Below are 17,170 nucleotides of genomic sequence, written 5' to 3' on the forward strand. Positions count from 1 at the left end.
AACCTCTGTCCATCTTGCCTCTGTCCATTCCCGGCCATCCTACGCCAATGCCTCGGCGGCAAACGAACCGGGCACGGCCGTCAGGCTGCACAGCCGCTCAACAAGCGCACGGCAATCGCTGCGATCGTAGCTCCAGGTTCTCGGGTTGCGCGCCAGAACACGCCCCTTCAGCCTGGCGAAGCGATGCTCTTCCATCTTGCCTAGCGCGGCTTCGAGTGCCTCGGGCGAAGCCTGCGGCAACAGCACGCCGATATCCTGCTGTTTGAGGAACCGCCCGGTCTCGGTGTTGCCCATGGAGATCGGCACCGCGCCGAAACGGCAGCCTTCATAGAGCCGGTTGGGCAGAAGCCATTCGGAGTTCTGCCCCGCTTCGAAGAAATCGATCGCCCAGGAAAAATGGACATCGTTGTAGATCGACGCCATGTCTTCCGGATTGCGATAGGGTCCGAGAAACGACAGCCACGGCTCGGCTTCGACAAAGCCGTGAAAATCCGGGAATTCCGACAAAGCCGGACGGCCGCGCAGCACGATCTCGAAGCGGCCCTCCATGCGGCGGGAGAAATCAGCCAGCAGCTCGAGCGAGCGGCGGCAGCGCAGCGCACCGAACCAGCCGATCCGCCATGGCGGGCCGACCGGGCTCCCTTCGGCCTCGGCAGCGCCGGGCACAATCGCCGCGGCCTCGAAATATTTGTTTTCGACCAGCTCGATGGGTGCCGCGACCTGGCCGAACGGCTTGAAATAATTGGCGATGAAGGCGGGAGAACTGGTCACCAGCAGCTTCACATCCCTGGCCAGAAAGCGTTCGGTGGCGCGCAGCGCCTTGCCCAGGACATCGTTGCGCAGCACAAGCCGATGAATGTCGAGGCACTCGTATACGATCGGAACCGATGCACCGAAGGCTGACCTGGCGCGGCGGGCAAGCGCCAGCATTTCCAGGTTGCGCGCGATGATGACGTCCGGTTTTGGCATGCCGCCCAGCTTCGAGCCTATCGAAACGGCTGCTTTGGCTACGGCCGCAAGGCGTTGGCCGAATCGCCCGTCACGCGTCGCGCCGAGGTCGATCGGCCGCAGTCCCTCGATATCCACAATCGGATTCGCGGTGCGACGGAAGCCGGCCAAGGTGACCTGGGCCCCACCTGCCCTGAGCATCGTGATCCGCCGGCGCACCGCCGGGTCGGAAACGTCGTGCACAAGGTACAAGACATGCAGCATAACAACTCGACCGCTGTTGGCCCACCCGAGGGAATGCTAGTACAGCTCTTGCTGCATCGCAACATTTTTGCTGCACCAATCGACGTTTTCTGTTGCACTGCAAAATTATTGCCGTAGTTTGTGGTCGGCGGCGGTCGTGGATTTTTGGGCTCGGAAATCCACGTAAAAAATCAGGAATCCTGAATTTGGAAGCCAATGCATTCGATCCGCCAGAAGGCTCCTTGCGCAAATCAGTTGGGCGCGGCGCGGTTGTCACGGCCATGGCGCAATCGGTGCGGGTCGCGACACAGATCCTGTCCGTTATCGTCTTGTCGCGGTTGTTGTCGCCACAGGATTTCGGTGTCGTGGCGATGTGCGCCCCGGTGCTTGCCTTTATCGCCCTGTTCCAGGATTTCGGCCTGACCCAGGCGACGATCCAGAAGTCAGGCATCCGGCATGAGGAGGTGAACTACCTCTTCTGGATCAATGTCGCGGTCAGCGCGATCCTGGCTTGCGTGCTTGCGGGTGCGGCGCCGCTGGTTGCCGCCTTCTACGGCGAGCCGCGCGTGACGGGTCTGGTGGCTGCGTTCGGGCTGCAGATCATGGCCTATGGGCTGGGCGCCCAGCATCTGGCGCTCTTGACGCGCCGCATGCAGTTCGGCCGGCTGGCCGTCATCGACGTCGCCAGCGCCATTGCCGGGCTTGCCGTGTCGATCGCCTGGACCTTCATCGACCGCTCTTATTGGGCCCTGTTTGCCGGCACGCTGACCGGCGCCGTGCTGCCGACGCTCTGCTACTGGGCGAGTTCGCGCTGGCGTCCGGGCCTGCCGCGCAAGGTCGCCGGCATCGGCGAACTGATCAATTTCGGCGCCGGCATCACCGGCTTCAACTTCGCCAATTTCTTTGCCCGCAACCTCGACAATGTGCTGATCGGCAAATATTGGGGTGAGGCGCAACTCGGCCTCTATGACCGCGCCTACAAGCTGCTTCTGTTTCCGCTGAGCCAGATCACCAACCCTTTGTCGAAGGTGATGGTTCCGGCGCTTTCCAGGCTGAAGGACGAGCCGGATCGCTACCGCAGCGCCTATCTGCGCGTCATGCCGCTGATCCTGCTGGTGGCGCTTCCCGGTGTCGCCTTTGCCACCGCGATGTCGGATGTGCTGATCCCCTTCGTGCTCGGCGAGCAATGGCGCGCAAGCGCCTCGATTTTCCTGGCGCTCGGCTTTGCCGGGCTGCTGCAGCCGCTCAACAATCCGGCGGGGTGGCTTTTCGTCAGCCAGGGCCGCTCCGGCGATTTCATGCGCTGGGGCATCATAACGGCCGTGACGTCGGTGCTGGCTTTCATGCTCGGCCTGCCCTATGGCGCGCTGGGCGTGGCGATCGCCTATGCGATCAGCGAGTATCTGCGGACGCCGTTCCTGTGGCTGTATGTCGGCAAGAGCGGGCCGCTGCAGGCGCACCATGTGCTTCGCGCGGCAGCGCCGTTCGTGCTTGGCGCCCATCTGGCGCTGGCCGCGATCTGGTTCATCAAGCCAGCGCTGCCGCAGCAGCATGTCGTCGCCCTGGCCAGCGGCGCCGTGCTCGCCTACCTCATCACCGTCGTCATCGCACTGGCATTCGCCTCCGGCCGCGAAGCCTTGCGCGAGGCGCTCAAGATGCTGCCGGCAAGGCTGCCCGCGGCGGCGGCGCGCGAAGCGCAATAATTTGGGCGTCTTCGACTGCTACGGACATCTCCTCCAAGACCAGGTCTGAACCATGCATTACCGATCGATCTCCGATATGAACGACGCCATCGTCAGGGGCCTGCACCGGCTGCCGCGCGACATCGACCTGGTCGTCGGTGTGCCGAGAAGCGGCGTTCTGGCAGCGACGCTGGTCAGCCTTGCCGCGAACATCCCGATGACCGATCTCGACAGCTTCCTGGCAGGTCGGATCTATACGTCTGGCGTCACCAAGCGCCGTGCAGCTCTCGACCGCAAGGTTTCCGAGATGCGCAAGGTGCTGGTGATCGACGACAGCGTCGCCGGCGGCAACGCCATGCGCGACGCACGCGCCCGCATCCGGGCTGCGGGCATCGAGGCGGACTTCACCTTTGCCGCCGTGTTCGGCCTTGAGCCCCTGCACCAGGAAACCGACCTCGTCTTCGAGGTCGTGCCGCATCCGCGCATGTTCCAGTGGAACTTCATGCATCACAAATTCCTGGCGCAATGCTGCGTCGACATTGACGGCGTTCTGTGCCTCGATCCGACAGAGGCGGAAAACGACGACGGCCCGGCCTATAAGAAATTCCTCAGCGAAGCGCGGCCGCTCCATGTCGCGACCCACAGAATCGGCTGGCTGGTCACCAGCCGGCTGGAGAAATACCGCGCGCTCACCGAGGCATGGCTGGCCAAGCATGAGATCAAATACGACCAGCTGATCATGCTCGATCTGCCGAGCAAGGCGGAACGGCAACGGCTTGGCGCGCATGGCAGTTTCAAGGCCGATTTCTACCGCAAATCCGATGCCATCCTGTTCATCGAGAGCGAGCACGAACAGGCGCTGAAGATCACCGAACTGTCAGGCAAGCCGGTGCTGTGCGTCGAAACGCATATGGTCAGCTTTCCCGACGCGCTGTCGCTGCCGGCACTTGGCCAGGCGGCCCGCAACCTGCCGGCAAGGCTGCGGCAGATCAAGTCGCAAGAGGGCCGCAAGAGCGCCGCCAAGACCATTGCCCGCGCGCTGCTTGGCGCCCGCGGCTACGAGACGCTGAAAAGCCGGGTCAAGCGCCCGGCCTGACATGCTCAGGCCGTGCCGCTAGAGCAATTCCAGGAAAAGTGTGAAACGGTTTTCCCGGGAATAGCGCATAGCGCTTTCCCTTGGGAACTGCGTCAAAACAAAGAGTTAGAGGAGTTCGCCGTTTCCGTGGAAACGGTGAACTGCTCTAGGCCGCCTGTCGCGCACGCTGCTGCATGGCCCTGTCCAGTATCGAGAAGAAGGTGATGAACTGGCGATCGGGATCGAGTTCCGGGCGCCCGGCGAAGCTGCGGGCGAGGCTTGAAAGCCGGTCATATTCCTGGTTGTCGTTCCACAGCCGCCTGACGGTCGCAACCCAATCGGCCAGCGGTGCATCGTAATCCAGCACCACGCCACCGGAGCCGATCGCTTCAGGCAGACCGCCGCGCCGCGAGCCGACAACGGGGATTCCGCTGCAATGGGCCTCCGACGCGACGCGGCCCCAGGCCTCTTCCCACTTGCTGGGAGCAAGCAGGATCTTCGTGCGGCCATAGACCGTCTTCATGTCGCTGGTGCGGCTCTCCAGGACGACATTGCCCAAGGGAGCGATCGTCTGTTCGATCCGCGCCCGGTGATCGTCGTCGAGCTTCCAGCTTTCGACGAACAGGAATGGAATTTCGCGGCAGGCGCCGGCAATCCGCACCGCGAGCTCGAACCCCTTTTCCTCATAAGGGTTGATCAGCGTGACGAACTGGCCCGTCGTCGGCGTCGAGTAGTGCGCCGGGTTGATGGTGGGCGGGATCACCACCGCCTCGATGCCGAATTCCTGTCTGTAGGTACGCGCGGTGAAGTCAGAATTGGCGATGTAAAGCGCTGAATGCAATTCGCGCAGATCGCCGCCCAGTTCATGGAACTCGACATTGCGGAGATAGACGACCAGAGGCACGCCCTCCGCCTGCAGCGCCTTGCCGATCGGAACCGATTTGTGACACTGGACCACGGCGACATCGGGCTTCAGCCTGTCGACGGCAAAGGCCGCCGCTTCCCAGGGAAACCAGGCCCGCACCACCGGATAGCCGGGATAGCTGTCGACAACCGCCGGCTGCCGCAGCAGCTTCATCTTGGCGCGCGCCTTGAAGCCGAAGACACCGTCACCGAACAGGGCGGCGAGCACAGCGGCTTCATGACCGTGCTCGATCAGCTGTTCGGCCAGATGATGCGTGCTCGACTGAACGCCGCCACTGAACTCGGGCGGGTAGCCGTTGCCGCCTGCAAAGAGAACTTTCATGATCGGGCTCCTTGTCGCATCTCGTATCCTTGCTCGGAGACAACAGGCAAAGTCCGCCGCCTCGCTTTCGACGTCAGGCAAGTTTCGGCGGCTCCAGATTGGCGAAGGGATTGGTACAGGATTGCCAGCCGGTAAATCGGATCGTGTCGTTGGGCGAACTGCGCCAGGCGTAGTCCGTCAGCATATGGAATTCGGCGACCACCCAGCGGTCGAAATGCACCAGATCTTCCCGCTTCCGCTGGGGCAGCAAGCGGCGTGCGGCACCCAATTTGAGTTCCTCCACCAGGGTGACGGCGTCGCTTAGTTTTTCGCTTGGAAAGTTCCACGGATTCCTGTTGCGGAACGCCAGCACGAACTGCTGCAGATGCTCGATGCGGATGTTCAACTTGCCAAGGTATTTTTCCAGCGTGACGCGCACCAGATCTTCGTCCGAGAAGGAGGAAACAGTGGCGTAGGCGACCCCTGTCGAGACCACTCCGCCGGCCATGACGGCCAGGGCCGAGCGTCTGGAAATCTCGATCATCCCGTACCTCCTTTCACGCGATCAGGCTCGCCGCCCGCAGGGACAACGCTGCCGCGGTCAGGCTCGGGTTGGCGCAGGAGCAGCTCGGATAGGTGCTCGTGCCGACGACGACCAGGTTTCTGAGCTGGTGGTGGATCATGCCGCTGTCGACCACAGAATCGGCCGGGCCAGTGCCCATCCTCAGCGTGCCCTGGACGTGCGATTCGGTGGGCCGGATGCCGCGGTCGAAGAGCTTTTCGACCGGCAGCGGCGCCAGAAGGTCAGGCAATTTCTCCAGAGCGCGCGCCATGCCCTTCACCGCATAGTCCGATGGCGCCTTGAAGCTGACGAAGGCATTCTCATCCGCGTCAAGCGTGACGAAGTTCTCGGGATCGAGCAAGTCCTCGGTGACCACGACAAGCGGCAGCGCCTGGCGCAGCCGCCCTTTTTCGGCACGCAATCCGTGCTGCCAGCGGTTCTCGAAATAGACCAGTGCCGCCGCATGCTCCGATCGGTGAGGACCATCATAGAGGCCGAAATTCAGGCCGGTGGTGATGGTGCTGCCGTCGAAATTGTCGACGCCGTCGAGATAGACCTCGAAATTCCAGCCGTAGGATTCGTGCAGGCCGCTGCCGACGAATTCGCCGCCCAGGCCGGATCGCAGCATGATCGCCGCGCTCTGGATGGCATTGGCGCCGAGAATGAAGAGATCGCCGCTGACCTGGTATTCCTTGCCGTCATGGCTGAACGTGACCGAACGGACAGCGCCTCCGACGTGATCGAGCCGGCGGACTTCCGCACCGAGGCAGACCGAGACGTCGGGATGCTCGAAGACGTGCATCAACCCGTTGTTGACGGTGAATTTGGCGTCGACCGGGCACAGCCAGCAACGCAGATTGGCACAGCACGAGCTGCGCTGCGCGGTCGGCACGCGAGCCCGCGCGGTTGGCATGACGAAGTGCTGGTCGGGCTGCGCCGCCTTCATCATCCTGTCCGGTGTCGACATGCGATGCGGCGGTTGCGGAAACGGCTTCGAGCGGGGCAGCATCGCCGCCATGTCGGGATCGCCGGAGATCGACATGATGTCTTCCGCGTCGCAATAGAACGGCTCGACGTCGTCATAGCTGATCGGCCAGTCATTGCCGATGCCGTAGCTGCTTTTCAGCCGGAAATCATTGGGATGAAATCTTGGCGTCTGCGCGAACCAGCAGTTCGTCCCGCCACCGAGTCCGATCGTGTAGTTCCACGGCTTGTCGGAATTGGTCTTGTAGGTCGTCTCGTCTTCGATGTCGGTGTTGACGTTCTGTTCGAGCTGCCATTCATGGGTGTTGTGGCGTCCCCACTCCAGCACCAGAATGCGCGCCTTTCGGCGCTTGGCGAACTCATGCAGGAAGAAGGCCGAACCGAAGCCGGAACCGATCGCGACGAGATCGAAATGATCCTTGGTGATTTGCTCCGGCTTTACGTCCAGCACCATCAGCTACAACTCCACACAGAAATACGCGCTCAGTCCCAGCGCCCGCAGGCCGTGTGCGGATCGGTCTTGCATCCGTCCGCCAGGGCCCGGTCTCATGCCGCCATTCTGCCGATCGAGTGATATTCAATGCCGTGGCGGGCGATGACCTTGGGGTCATAGAGGTTGCGGCCGTCGAAAATGACCGGCGTGGTCAGCGCATCCTTCACCGCGTCGAAGGACGGAGCGCGGAAGCTCTTCCATTCCGTGGCGATCAGCAGCGCATCGGCGCCGCGCAGCGCCGCCTCCTTGGTGCCGCACAGAAGCAGGTCGTCGCGCAGCCCGTAGATGGCCTGGCATTCCTGCATCGCCTCGGGATCATAGGCCTGCACATTGGCGCCGGCCTTCCACAGCGCTTCCATCAGGACGCGCGCCGGCGCCTCACGCATATCGTCGGTGTTGGGCTTGAAGGCCAGGCCCCAGAGCGCAAAGGTCCTGCCTTTGAGGTTGCCCTTGAAATAGCGGTCCACCTTGTCGAAGAGAACCGATTTCTGTGCGTTGTTGCGCTCCTCCACGGCGCGCAGCAGCTTGGCGTCGAACTTGACGCCTTCGGCGGTCTTGATCAGCGCCCGCACGTCCTTCGGGAAGCACGAGCCGCCATAGCCGAGGCCCGGATAGATGAAATGGTAGCCGATGCGCGGATCGCTGCCGATGCCCTTGCGGACCTCCTCGATGTCGGCGCCGAGTTGTTCGGCCAAATTGGCCATCTCGTTCATGAAGCTGATCTTGGTCGCCAGCATGCAGTTGGCGGCATATTTGGTGAATTCGGCGCTGCGCACGTCCATCACGATCATCTTCTCGTGGTTGCGGTTGAACGGCGCGTAGAGTTCGCGCATCACAGCCTCGGTGTCCTCGCTGTCGGTGCCGACGATGATGCGGTCCGGTTTCATGCAGTCGGCGACCGCGGACCCTTCCTTGAGGAATTCCGGATTCGAAGCGACATCGAAAGCCAGGTCCTCGCGGCCTCTTTTCTTCAACGTGTCGGCGATCCTGGCCTTCACCTTTTCGCAGGTGCCGACCGGCACCGTCGACTTGCCGACGATGATCTTGGGTTTGTCCATTTCGCGGCCGATGGTCTCGGCGACGGCCAGCACATATTTGAGGTCGGCCGAGCCGTCCTCGCCCGGCGGCGTGCCGACCGCGATCATCTGGATCTCGCCGTGCCTGACAGCGGCGGCGGCATCGGTGGTGAACTTGATGCGGCCGGCGGCATGGTTCTCCTTGACGAGGTTTTCCAAACCGGGTTCGAAAATCGGAACCAGGCCCTGGTTGAGCCGCTCGACCTTGGCGGCGTCGATGTCGACGCACACCACCTGGTGCCCGACTTCGGCAAGCACCGCCGCCTGCACGAGGCCGACATAGCCAATTCCAAACACCGTCAAATTCATTCGGTTTCATTCCCATGCAAGGCAGCGGACCGTTTTCGGTCCCGCCGGTTCAAATCGACTTTCCCAACTACTTTACACTGCATGCCAGCGATTCCGGAAATTGACAGGGTTCGCCGAGCGCCGTGAAGGCAACCCGCTCGATCTGCAGGGAAAGCTTGCGGCCCGGATCCGCGAACGCTCCCATCCAACCCTTCATCGTATCGCTGCCCCAAAAGCTGAAGAATATCTTCTGTGCATGGCTGGGCAGCTTCGCCGGGTCGGTAATCGTGTTCACCAGCTGGCCGTTGACGTACCATCGCAAGCTGTCCTTCTGCCAGACGAAGGCGTAGTCGTTGAAGGCGTTCTCCGTGCCGCCTGGCACGTCGACCAGCTTCTCGTTCTTGCCCTTGCCCGCGATATAGGCGTTGACCTGCACCTTGGAGGTGTCCTTGGTCAGGACCTCGAAGTCGATCTCGTCCCAGGGCTGCTTGTCGCTGGGACCGATATAGGTGAAGAACGCAGCGTTGAGGCCGGAGCCGGTATCGGTCTTCAGCCGTGCCTCATAGGTGCCGTAGCCGAAGCGCTGCTTGGTCTGGATCTCGCCGCAGACGTAGTCGCGATCCTTCAGCGTCTGCTTTTCGAAGCCGAGCGACAGCACATTATTCGACAGGTCGACCATATTTTTCGACCAGGTGCAATTCTGATGGCTGCCATTGTTCCAGCCGTCGGAAACATACCAGCGCGCGCGGTCGAAGCTTTTGAAATCGTCGACAAAGGACGGCGATGTCGGAATGTCCTGGGCATAGGAAGGGGTTGCCACGAAAGCGCCAAGAGCAGCCAGCAGCAACGCACCGAGCGACCCCAGCCGCCGCCGGGCGGCTTGTCCGTTCCGACATGCGAGAGGCGGTGCGTCAATTCCTGTCGTAGGTTTCGAATTCGAATTCATACCAAACTCACCTTTGCGCTGTGTGTCCCCAACCCAAAGTCGACGTTCGAACCGCTCCTGAACGGGCCAACCTTGACCTCCCTTGTGACCCTCTCGATTGCTTCCCGCCTTGCATCAAATCTGTTGCAACAGTTCCGAGCCTTCACGTTCAACCTCTGCCGGCGCCTGCCGGCCAGGCGAATTCCGCCGCGGCGGCCGAATCTGCATCCTCGTCGAAGACCGTATCCAGCGAATGACGGAGCTCTTTCATCATGCCGTCCTGGCGTGACAGCGCCGCGATGCGGCGCTCGCAATTCAGGATCGACTGCGTCAGTGCGCTGACTTCCGAAGACCGCTTGTCGGAAGCGGAGCCGTTTTCCATCGCTTCGACCAGAAAGGCGGCGTTGGTCGACGTCGTCCGGTAGCGATTCTCAAGCCCGGTTCTCTCGGCCTCGATCTCGGCCGCAATCTGCTCGAACAGCTTTGCCAGACGATCGAGACGTGAAACATCGGCCTGCCGGTCGCGGGCCGGATCCCTTGATCTGAAACCGAATATCGAGGCCATGAACTCAGGTTCCTGTCATCGCCGGCTTGTGGGCCGGGCTTCTGGCCGATCCCCGCAGCCGGGGCTCAAAAATTCGTGTTGCGTTGTCCTGCTCCTTTTGAGGGAGAGGCATGACCAATCCGATCGGGGGCCAGTTCGGCTGGTCGTCCACTATGCTGCACCGCAACATAGACTGCCATCGTCGGAGCCGCGAGGCAACCACCCAATTCGTAAACTCATAAATCCGGCCGAAATGGTTTGCGTGATGACGTGCCGCGAGCGGGCAAATCGCAAGCACCGGGGTCCGCTCTCAGCGTTCCTTGCCCGTGCTGGTTCCGGCCATCAGAAAGCGCAGTGGCGGCACAGGCTTTTGGCTGGACACAAGGCCGACGCGACGAAACAGCGCCTCGAGCTTGTCGGAAGCCACGCCCTGGACGATGGGGACGAGGTTGGACAGGCTGGCGAAAGCATAGGCCGCGGCCGATGCCAGCCCCCGCTCGGCCTTGACGTCAAGGAAATTGCGCAGCCGATATTTGTCGCGCACGTGCCGTTCATGCCGCCGCAGCACCGCCTTCGAGCCTTCCGGCAGACTGTCGATGGCCAGCAGCGCCAGATCCGCATCGGCCAAACGCTTCAAGTCCTGGGTCTTGTGGCGGCCGCTCAGGGAATCGGCGCGGACGACGGCGCCGTAGCCGCAGGAGCGAATGACCTTGAACCGCGCCCCGCAGGCGACCGCGCGGGCGTAGAGTTCATAGTCCTCGCCCAGCCGCAGGCTCTCGTCGTAGCTCAACCCATGGCGGTCGAGGAAGGCACGGCTGATCACCGGCTTCAAAAAGCCCAGTTCGCCCCTCTGCACGCGGCGCCTGGAGATGTTGCCTTCGACGAAGCGCTCGAAATCGAGGAATTCCGGATCGGCGGCAAATTGCGGCGCGACGATTTTCGTCGCGTCGCCCGTCGCATCGTCCCTGATCAGCATGATGTTGTCGGCCGCGAAATCCCAATCGGCGCCGGCAAACAGGTTGCGAAACCGGCCTTCGAGGAAAAAATCGTCGGCATCGAGAATGCTGATGAACGGCGATTTCGAGCCGGCGATGGCTGCGTTGCGGGCAAAGGAGGGGCCGCGATTGACATCGAGGCGCATCACGGAGAGCCGTCCGCTGCCATCATCGGCGGATCGTGCGACATCGGCGGTGTCGTCGGTGGAGGCATCGTCGACGACGACGACCTCCGCCACTTCCGGTTCGCGCAACGCGGATGCGATGGCCACGGCGATTGTCGCTGCGGCGTTTTTTGCCGCGATGATCACGCAGACCTCGGATTTCGTCATCGACATGGATTTGCCTCTCGTACAGGTAATATCGATTTGCCCTCGCCCCGTACTCGTTCGATGCCCTACAGAATTGTCATCCGCACCCAATTTGCCTTCATTCAGCGACTGCCCGGCCGCTCGAAGATGCGGCGGCTGATATCGGCGGACGCCGCCCAGCCTGCTTCGGCCAGATAGCGGACCGGCGCGCGACCGCACAGTTCCCAAAGCACCGTTCGCCGCTGTGGCCACCGCAGCGACGGCAGCCACGGCGCGATGACCATGCTGAGCAGATCCTCATTGCCGATGCGCGACAGGATCCTGGTCGCGCGCTGCGACAGCAGCGTGCCGGCACCGCCGAGTAGCACATCGGCGGCGCGCAGGCCAAGCAGCAGCGTGTCGTCCAAACCTTGCGCGGTTGCAGCATCGAGCAAACGCTGCTGATCCGCCTCGTCGAGGCGGCCAGCGCTGGCGCCGATATCACAGACGTAGCCGGCGCAGGGTTCCCGGTTGAAAAGTGCCTTGGCGACGCTGATGCAGGACAAAAGCAAAGTATCGGCCACCGAGGTGAACGGCACCGTCGCACCGGCGATTTCGACCTGTCGCTTGCGCCGCAGGAACCCGTCCGCGTCGCGCGGGCTTGGCGAGCCTGGCTGCTGGAGGCGGTAGTGGAGATCGACGGTGGACGACCTCGGCCCGTCGCCCCGGGTCATGTGCTGTTCGCCGAGAAAGCGGACCCACCAGACGGAGCTCGACTTGCCGGATACCTCATAGCCGATCTTGCGAAGGGCATCACGCGCCCTGAAAAATCCGAGCGGCGAAACCAGAATGTCGACATCGCCCGAGGGCTTCATGAAGTGGTCGTCATAGAGAAGCTGCTGCTGGAACGGACCCTTGAGAAAAACGAAATCGATCTCGCTGGCGCACAGCACGTCATGGATCGCCATCGAATCCATGATGCAAGACGCGTTCATCGCAACCGTTTTCCTGCGGTAGGTGTCGAGCCATTGGAAAAGCTCAGGCGGCCTTGGCGCGGGTGCGCGCGAAAGGGCCTTGAGGACAAAGACGGCGACCTTGTTCAGCCTGGCAATGTCGGCAATTTTTTCACCGTCAAGATCGCGCATCGAAACGTCGCCCGCGCGCGGCCCGGCGAAATACAATCGCAGGCACGCCTGCACATAGGCCACCTCGTCGGCACAGCCGGCGGCGCGCAATCGTTCGTATGAGCCATCCGGCAAGGCCATTTAGCGCACAATCTCCCAAGAAAGCGGTTCGCGCGGACACTTATGCTGCAAGTGCGAAGCAAGCATCACCAAAAACCTCGATGCCGTAAAGCCTTTCCTTTTGCCGAGCGGTTTTTTGCAACCAGAAACGTCTATTGCGGTCGCGTCGGAAGGAGTGAGAACCGCGGTTGAAATGGCCCTTGCCACGTCGTTTTAACCCATCTCCGGCCGATTTTCAGATGGAAATTCTTTTCATTAGCGAGGCCTAAATATAGGCACAGCGCAAACGGTTTATGCATGCAAAATCAAATGCTTAAAGAATCAGCGCAGACACGACCGTCATGCACAAGGAATCGGCTAAAAAATGACAAGTTTTAGGCATTGCCGCTCATATGGGGACGCCAGCAACCGTAATTGATTAACAGAAAGTAAAACAGCCTTGACTCATAAATGCTGCCATGCAGCTATTGCGTTGCAGCATAAAAGTGCTGCCGGCACTCGACAGGCCGTTTCCAGTCCTAAATCGGAGAGTAAAATGGAACAGAATGTTGAAAAGCATGAATACGAAACGCCAAGCCTGACGGTCCATGGTTCGATTGAGACCATCACCCAGGGCGGCGGCGGCAGCACGGCGATCGACGCATCGTTCCCCGCGCATACGCCGATCGGCGACCTGACGTTCTCCTGAGACTTATAGCCGATTCCAGAGTGACATGTTGGGACTCTGGAATCAAAAGCAGACGTAAGAGGGGTCGGGGGGCCAGCCTCCCGACTTCTCCTGCGCCACCTGGAGATGTCGAAGCGTTTTGTCAGCGAGGTCTGGGGATGTACCGGAAGCTATCCGACGATGATCTGGGCGACCACGATAGCGTGAGTGCGACCAAGGATGCCGTGGCTTGCGAGTTCGGCGATGGCTTGGCGCTGCTCAATCTCAAATCCAATGTCTACTACAGTCTGAATGGCGTCGGCGCCTTCATCTGGGATTTGATCCAGGAACCCCGGTCGATCGGCGACATCCGCGGCGCCGTGCTTGCGCGCTACAATGTCGACCCGGTGCGCTGCCAGGCCGATGTCGACGCATTGCTGAAGGGCCTGGTCGAAAATGGGCTTGCGAGACGGCACCATGAGGCACTTGTCTAAGCCGGTCCAGCACAAGGTCCTGGTTCCACGGGCACTGGTTTCGCGGGCCTTGGCTTCGCGGGCCACGGCTTTACGGCAGGAACCCGCGAGGGAAACAAACTTCAAGCAGACGAAGCGCGGCGGAAGCCGGCGCGGGCTGGTCAGGATTTTCTCCCTGAGTGGCTCGGAAATGATCTTCCTTGGCCATTGCCTGCTGGTGGTGGCGGCAGTCCGGCTGGGGCTGACGCTGCTGTCCTACAATCGTGTCCGCAGCCTGGTGACGCGCCTCGACACGCCGCAGTGCGCTTCAATGGGCGAACTGCGGCGTGTCGCCTGGGGTGTTGCCGCCGCGGCCCGTTTCGTCCCTTACGCCACGTGCCTGACCCAGGCGCTTTCCGGCCAGTATATTCTCGCCCGCCAAGGCAATGAATCGACAATACGCATCGGCATCGAACGTGGCACGGGCGAGCAGTTGAAAGCACATGCCTGGCTGGTCAGCGACAACCATATCGTGCTTGGCGGATCGATCGACGGCTTCGCCCATCTCGTCGACCACGGCAGTCGATGAGCGGCGTCGCCGGAATCCTGCTGCGCGGAGCACACGCACCGGCGGTCGCGGCGGCCGACATTCAGCAAATGCTGGCGCGCATGCGCCATCGTGGTCCTGACGGCAGTTCATGGTGGCTGGACACCAGCATCGCCCTTGGCCACGCTTGGCTCAACACATTGGATGAGGTCGGTCCAGGCCCTTTGACGATGGCTGGCGGCCGGCTCGCCATCACTGCCGATTGCCGGCTGGACAACCGTGACGAGTTGCTGGCCAGGCTCGGTATCCGGGACCCGTCGGTGGCCGACGCGATCGTGCTGATGCGGGCCTATCTGCGCTGGGGTGAAGCCTGTCCGGAGCATCTGCAAGGCGATTTCGCGTTCGCCATCTGGGATGACGAGCGGCAATCGCTGTTTTGCGCGCGCGATCATTTTGGCGTCAAGCCGTTCTACTACCACGCGGCGGATCGGCGTTTTGCCTTTGCGTCGGAGATCGGGCCTATCCTGGGCGTCGAGGGTATCCGCGCACGTGTCAGCGAGCGCCAGATCTCCGGCTTCCTGGCCGGGCTTCCCGACGACCCGCAGTCGACCCCCTACAGCGATATATTCAGCCTGCCGGCCCGCCACAGCCTAACCGTCACCCCGCAACAGGTGATGCTGCGCCGATACTGGCAGATCGAGCCGTCGGCGCGGCCCTTGCGGTCGGATGCTTCGGAGGAATTCGCCCATCTGTTCTCGCAATCGGTGCGCAACCGCATGCGGGGAACCTCGGCCGTCGGGGCAATGCTAAGTGGCGGCCTCGATTCCTCGTCTATCGCCTGTGTCGCCGGCCTGCAGAATGCCGCCGCGCGCAAGCCGAAGCTGCCGACCTTCTCGCTGATTTTCGAGAAGGGCTCGCCGATGGACGAGCGGCCCTTCATCGATGCCGTTCTCGACCAGCAGAAGGTCGACGCGACGCTGATCCCGGTCGGCAACTATGCCCCATTCGCCGAATTCGAGCGCGTGCTGGAAGAACAGGAAGGAACGTTCCTGGCGCCGGGCCTGACGCTCACCCGCGGCATCTACCGGACCGCCGGCGCCAAGGGCATCAAGGTGCTGCTGGACGGCCACGGCGGCGACGAGGTCGTTTCACAAGGCCACGGCCACTTGCACGAGCTTGCGAATGGCGGCCGATGGATGGATCTGTGGCGCGAGGTCCGCAGCGCCTCCAACACCTATGGCGACAGCACGCTTGGCCTGTATCTCCAGTTCCTGACCCTCTACGGGCCGGCCTGGCGCATCGCCAGGCTGAGGCGTATGGCCAACCGTGCCCTGAACAAGATCCGCAAGCCCGCGCAAGTGCCGCGCGCACGAAGCTGGCGCGACCTGATCAATCCGGACCTGGCCAAGCGCACCGAGCTTGTCGACCGGTTTCACCGGGCCGGCTATATGCCGCCCGGCGTCCAGGCCAGCGATGCCTTGAGCCATCGCTGGATCCTGTCGAACGGCTATGTCCCGCATGCTTTCGAGGTTCTCGACAAGGCCGCCGCCAATTTCGGGGTCGAGCCGCGCTACCCCTTCTGGGACAAACCGCTGGTCGAATTCTGCCTGGCACTGCCGGGCGAGGAGAAGCTGAGCCACGGTTTTGGCCGCTATGTGCTGCGCCGCGCCATGCAAGGCGTATTGCCGGAGGCGGTGCAGTGGCGGCGCGACAAGATCGACTTCACCGCCAATCTCGTCAACGGCATGCTGCGCAACCATCGCGACCTCCTGGAACAGCTGCTGGTTTCGGATGCGAACCGCATCGCGCCTTACGTCAATCTGCCTCAAGTGAGTGCTGCCTATGCGCGGCTGCTGCGCCAGCCCGATCAGGCAGCCCCCCTGGATGTCCAGTATGTCTGGCGCTCGGCCTCGCTGTCGCTCTGGCTGCGGCAACTCCAGCATGGCGGGAGCCCCACGTGATGCCGCGCAACGAGCCGCTCGCTCTATGCAATGATGATGCCTTTTCGCATGGCCGGGCCAAGCGAGAACGCCGCTTCTACCGGGCTTATGGCCTGACCATCGCGTCGGAGGTGATGTTGCCCGAACTGCAGCCGGCGGCGCCGGGGGCGGCGGATGTCGTGATCGCCGTCGGCGCGATCGACCTGCCAAAGCCCTCGCCCGAAGCCGCGACCGACTTTCGCTTCGAGCCGGACCGGCAATATCTGGCTTGGCATGCAGTGGGCGCGTTCCTGATCAGCGATTTCAGCCGTATCGACATCGAACCGGCGCCCGGCGTCGACGATGCGCTGCTCGCGTTTCCGCTGCTCGGCCCGGTCATGGCGCTGCTCTTGCACCGGCGCGGCCTGCTTGTCCTGCATGCCAGTGCCATCGCCGTCGCCGGCACGAGCGCGATCTTCATGGGTGACAAGGGAGCCGGCAAGTCGACGACCGCAAGTGCGATGATCCGGGCCGGGCATCGACTGCTTACCGATGACGTGGTGGCGCTGGACCTCACCAATCCGAGGGAGCCAATGACCGTTCCGGGCTTTCCGCAGATCAAGCTGGCGGCCGACGCCGCGGCGGCGATCTCGCTCGAGAAAGCCGAAGTGCGGCCGCAAGTGCATCCAGCGATCGACAAGATGCAGCATCGCCTGAACGGTGGCTTTTCGGGCGACAAGGTGCCGGCGACCAGGATCTATATCCTCAAGCGCGGCGAAAGGGCTGACATCACGCCATTGCCCGCCATTGCCGCCCTGCCGGCCGTCATCAAATTCTCCTATGTGACGCGCTTCGGCCGCGCGGCCCTGCCAGACGACTTCGCGGCGGCGCATCTTCGGCAATGTTCATGGATTGCTAACCATATCGGCGTGTACCGGCTGGAAGTCCCGACGGGCCTGGACAGGATCGGCGAAGCCGTGGAACTGATCGAAAAGGATCTGTCGGCTGGCAGCCGGCGGTCGTGAGCGCAAC

16 protein-coding genes are annotated in these 17,170 nt (G+C 62.3%); 7 read left to right on the forward strand and 9 right to left on the reverse strand.

Annotation, left to right across the window (positions count from 1 at the left end):
* Positions 1 to 39: 39 nt before the first annotated feature.
* Entirely contained in the window at positions 40 to 1,212 is a 1,173-nt protein-coding gene (locus MESCI2_RS0130365) for a glycosyltransferase (RefSeq protein ID WP_027039754.1), read from the reverse strand.
* A gap of 185 nt (positions 1,213 to 1,397) precedes the next feature.
* Between MESCI2_RS0130365 and MESCI2_RS0130370 the strand changes: the two genes are divergently transcribed.
* Complete coding sequence (locus MESCI2_RS0130370) at positions 1,398 to 2,894, forward strand: oligosaccharide flippase family protein (protein ID WP_027039755.1); 1,497 nt, start codon at positions 1,398 to 1,400, stop codon at positions 2,892 to 2,894.
* Positions 2,895 to 2,946: 52 nt separating this feature from the next.
* A complete protein-coding gene (locus tag MESCI2_RS0130375; RefSeq protein ID WP_027039756.1) occupies positions 2,947 to 3,969 on the forward strand; it encodes a phosphoribosyltransferase family protein in 1,023 nt (340 codons plus the stop codon).
* 145 nt (positions 3,970 to 4,114) lie between these two features.
* Here the strand turns inward: MESCI2_RS0130375 and MESCI2_RS0130380 are convergent, their stop codons facing one another.
* From MESCI2_RS0130380 to MESCI2_RS0130415, 8 genes are all read right to left on the reverse strand, one after another.
* Complete coding sequence (locus tag MESCI2_RS0130380; RefSeq protein ID WP_027039757.1) at positions 4,115 to 5,194, reverse strand: glycosyltransferase; 1,080 nt, start codon at positions 5,192 to 5,194, stop codon at positions 4,115 to 4,117.
* 73 nt (positions 5,195 to 5,267) lie between these two features.
* Positions 5,268 to 5,717: a hypothetical protein gene (locus MESCI2_RS0130385; RefSeq protein ID WP_027039758.1), complete on the reverse strand. Its 450-nt coding sequence runs from the start codon at positions 5,715 to 5,717 to the stop codon at positions 5,268 to 5,270.
* Between the two features lie 13 nt (positions 5,718 to 5,730).
* Positions 5,731 to 7,173, reverse strand: a complete 1,443-nt coding sequence (locus MESCI2_RS0130390; RefSeq protein ID WP_027039759.1) for a GMC oxidoreductase — start codon at positions 7,171 to 7,173, stop codon at positions 5,731 to 5,733.
* Between the two features lie 92 nt (positions 7,174 to 7,265).
* Positions 7,266 to 8,597, reverse strand: coding sequence for a UDP-glucose dehydrogenase family protein (locus tag MESCI2_RS0130395; RefSeq protein WP_027039760.1), 1,332 nt, complete (start codon positions 8,595 to 8,597; stop codon positions 7,266 to 7,268).
* A 67-nt stretch (positions 8,598 to 8,664) separates the two neighbouring features.
* The gene (locus tag MESCI2_RS0130400) at positions 8,665 to 9,522 is read right to left on the reverse strand and encodes a family 16 glycosylhydrolase (protein ID WP_027039761.1); all 858 of its coding nucleotides are present in this window, start codon (positions 9,520 to 9,522) and stop codon (positions 8,665 to 8,667) included.
* A gap of 148 nt (positions 9,523 to 9,670) precedes the next feature.
* On the reverse strand, positions 9,671 to 10,066 hold the full coding sequence (locus MESCI2_RS0130405; RefSeq protein ID WP_027039762.1) for a hypothetical protein: 396 nt from the start codon (positions 10,064 to 10,066) through the stop codon (positions 9,671 to 9,673).
* Between the two features lie 289 nt (positions 10,067 to 10,355).
* Positions 10,356 to 11,378, reverse strand: a complete 1,023-nt coding sequence (locus tag MESCI2_RS0130410) for a glycosyltransferase (RefSeq protein ID WP_027039763.1) — start codon at positions 11,376 to 11,378, stop codon at positions 10,356 to 10,358.
* A gap of 95 nt (positions 11,379 to 11,473) precedes the next feature.
* On the reverse strand, positions 11,474 to 12,595 hold the full coding sequence (locus tag MESCI2_RS0130415; protein ID WP_027039764.1) for a nucleotidyltransferase family protein: 1,122 nt from the start codon (positions 12,593 to 12,595) through the stop codon (positions 11,474 to 11,476).
* 514 nt (positions 12,596 to 13,109) lie between these two features.
* On the opposite strand from MESCI2_RS0130415, the gene MESCI2_RS1000000137645 reads away from it, so the two are divergent.
* From MESCI2_RS1000000137645 to MESCI2_RS0130440, 5 genes are all read left to right on the forward strand, one after another.
* Positions 13,110 to 13,262 (forward strand): lasso peptide, encoded by a 153-nt coding sequence (locus MESCI2_RS1000000137645; protein ID WP_010913078.1) that lies wholly within the window; start codon positions 13,110 to 13,112, stop codon positions 13,260 to 13,262.
* A 137-nt stretch (positions 13,263 to 13,399) separates the two neighbouring features.
* Entirely contained in the window at positions 13,400 to 13,714 is a 315-nt protein-coding gene (locus MESCI2_RS0130425; protein ID WP_027039765.1) for a PqqD family protein, read from the forward strand.
* Positions 13,715 to 13,883: 169 nt separating this feature from the next.
* Positions 13,884 to 14,261 carry a lasso peptide biosynthesis B2 protein gene (locus tag MESCI2_RS0130430; protein ID WP_245270500.1) on the forward strand — a complete coding sequence of 126 codons (378 nt, stop codon included), beginning with the start codon at positions 13,884 to 13,886 and terminating at the stop codon, positions 14,259 to 14,261.
* Complete coding sequence (locus MESCI2_RS0130435; protein ID WP_027039767.1) at positions 14,258 to 16,180, forward strand: lasso peptide isopeptide bond-forming cyclase; 1,923 nt, start codon at positions 14,258 to 14,260, stop codon at positions 16,178 to 16,180. The genes MESCI2_RS0130430 and MESCI2_RS0130435 overlap by 4 nt, the downstream gene beginning before the upstream one ends.
* Positions 16,177 to 17,163 carry a serine kinase gene (locus MESCI2_RS0130440; RefSeq protein WP_027039768.1) on the forward strand — a complete coding sequence of 329 codons (987 nt, stop codon included), beginning with the start codon at positions 16,177 to 16,179 and terminating at the stop codon, positions 17,161 to 17,163. The genes MESCI2_RS0130435 and MESCI2_RS0130440 overlap by 4 nt, the downstream gene beginning before the upstream one ends.
* The last annotated feature ends 7 nt before the right edge of the window (positions 17,164 to 17,170 follow it).

The organism is Mesorhizobium ciceri WSM4083 (assembly GCF_000519305.1).
GTDB classification, from domain to species: Bacteria; Pseudomonadota; Alphaproteobacteria; order Rhizobiales; family Rhizobiaceae; genus Mesorhizobium; species Mesorhizobium ciceri_B.

Bases quoted from the DNA above. Each gene is read 5' to 3' on its own strand.
- MESCI2_RS0130365 (WP_027039754.1), bottom strand. From the start codon at position 1,212: ATGCTGCATGTCTTGTACCTTGTGCACGACGTTTCCGACCCGGCGGTG.
- MESCI2_RS0130375 (WP_027039756.1), top strand. From the start codon at position 2,947: ATGCATTACCGATCGATCTCCGATATGAACGACGCCATCGTCAGGGGC.
- MESCI2_RS0130380 (WP_027039757.1), bottom strand. From the start codon at position 5,194: ATGAAAGTTCTCTTTGCAGGCGGCAACGGCTACCCGCCCGAGTTCAGT.
- MESCI2_RS0130385 (WP_027039758.1), bottom strand. From the start codon at position 5,717: ATGATCGAGATTTCCAGACGCTCGGCCCTGGCCGTCATGGCCGGCGGA.
- MESCI2_RS0130390 (WP_027039759.1), bottom strand. From the start codon at position 7,173: ATGGTGCTGGACGTAAAGCCGGAGCAAATCACCAAGGATCATTTCGAT.
- MESCI2_RS0130395 (WP_027039760.1), bottom strand. From the start codon at position 8,597: ATGAATTTGACGGTGTTTGGAATTGGCTATGTCGGCCTCGTGCAGGCG.
- MESCI2_RS0130400 (WP_027039761.1), bottom strand. From the start codon at position 9,522: ATGAATTCGAATTCGAAACCTACGACAGGAATTGACGCACCGCCTCTC.
- MESCI2_RS0130405 (WP_027039762.1), bottom strand. From the start codon at position 10,066: ATGGCCTCGATATTCGGTTTCAGATCAAGGGATCCGGCCCGCGACCGG.
- MESCI2_RS0130410 (WP_027039763.1), bottom strand. From the start codon at position 11,378: ATGTCGATGACGAAATCCGAGGTCTGCGTGATCATCGCGGCAAAAAAC.
- MESCI2_RS0130415 (WP_027039764.1), bottom strand. From the start codon at position 12,595: ATGGCCTTGCCGGATGGCTCATACGAACGATTGCGCGCCGCCGGCTGT.
- MESCI2_RS1000000137645 (WP_010913078.1), top strand. From the start codon at position 13,110: ATGGAACAGAATGTTGAAAAGCATGAATACGAAACGCCAAGCCTGACG.
- MESCI2_RS0130425 (WP_027039765.1), top strand. From the start codon at position 13,400: ATGTACCGGAAGCTATCCGACGATGATCTGGGCGACCACGATAGCGTG.
- MESCI2_RS0130430 (WP_245270500.1), top strand. From the start codon at position 13,884: ATGATCTTCCTTGGCCATTGCCTGCTGGTGGTGGCGGCAGTCCGGCTG.
- MESCI2_RS0130435 (WP_027039767.1), top strand. From the start codon at position 14,258: ATGAGCGGCGTCGCCGGAATCCTGCTGCGCGGAGCACACGCACCGGCG.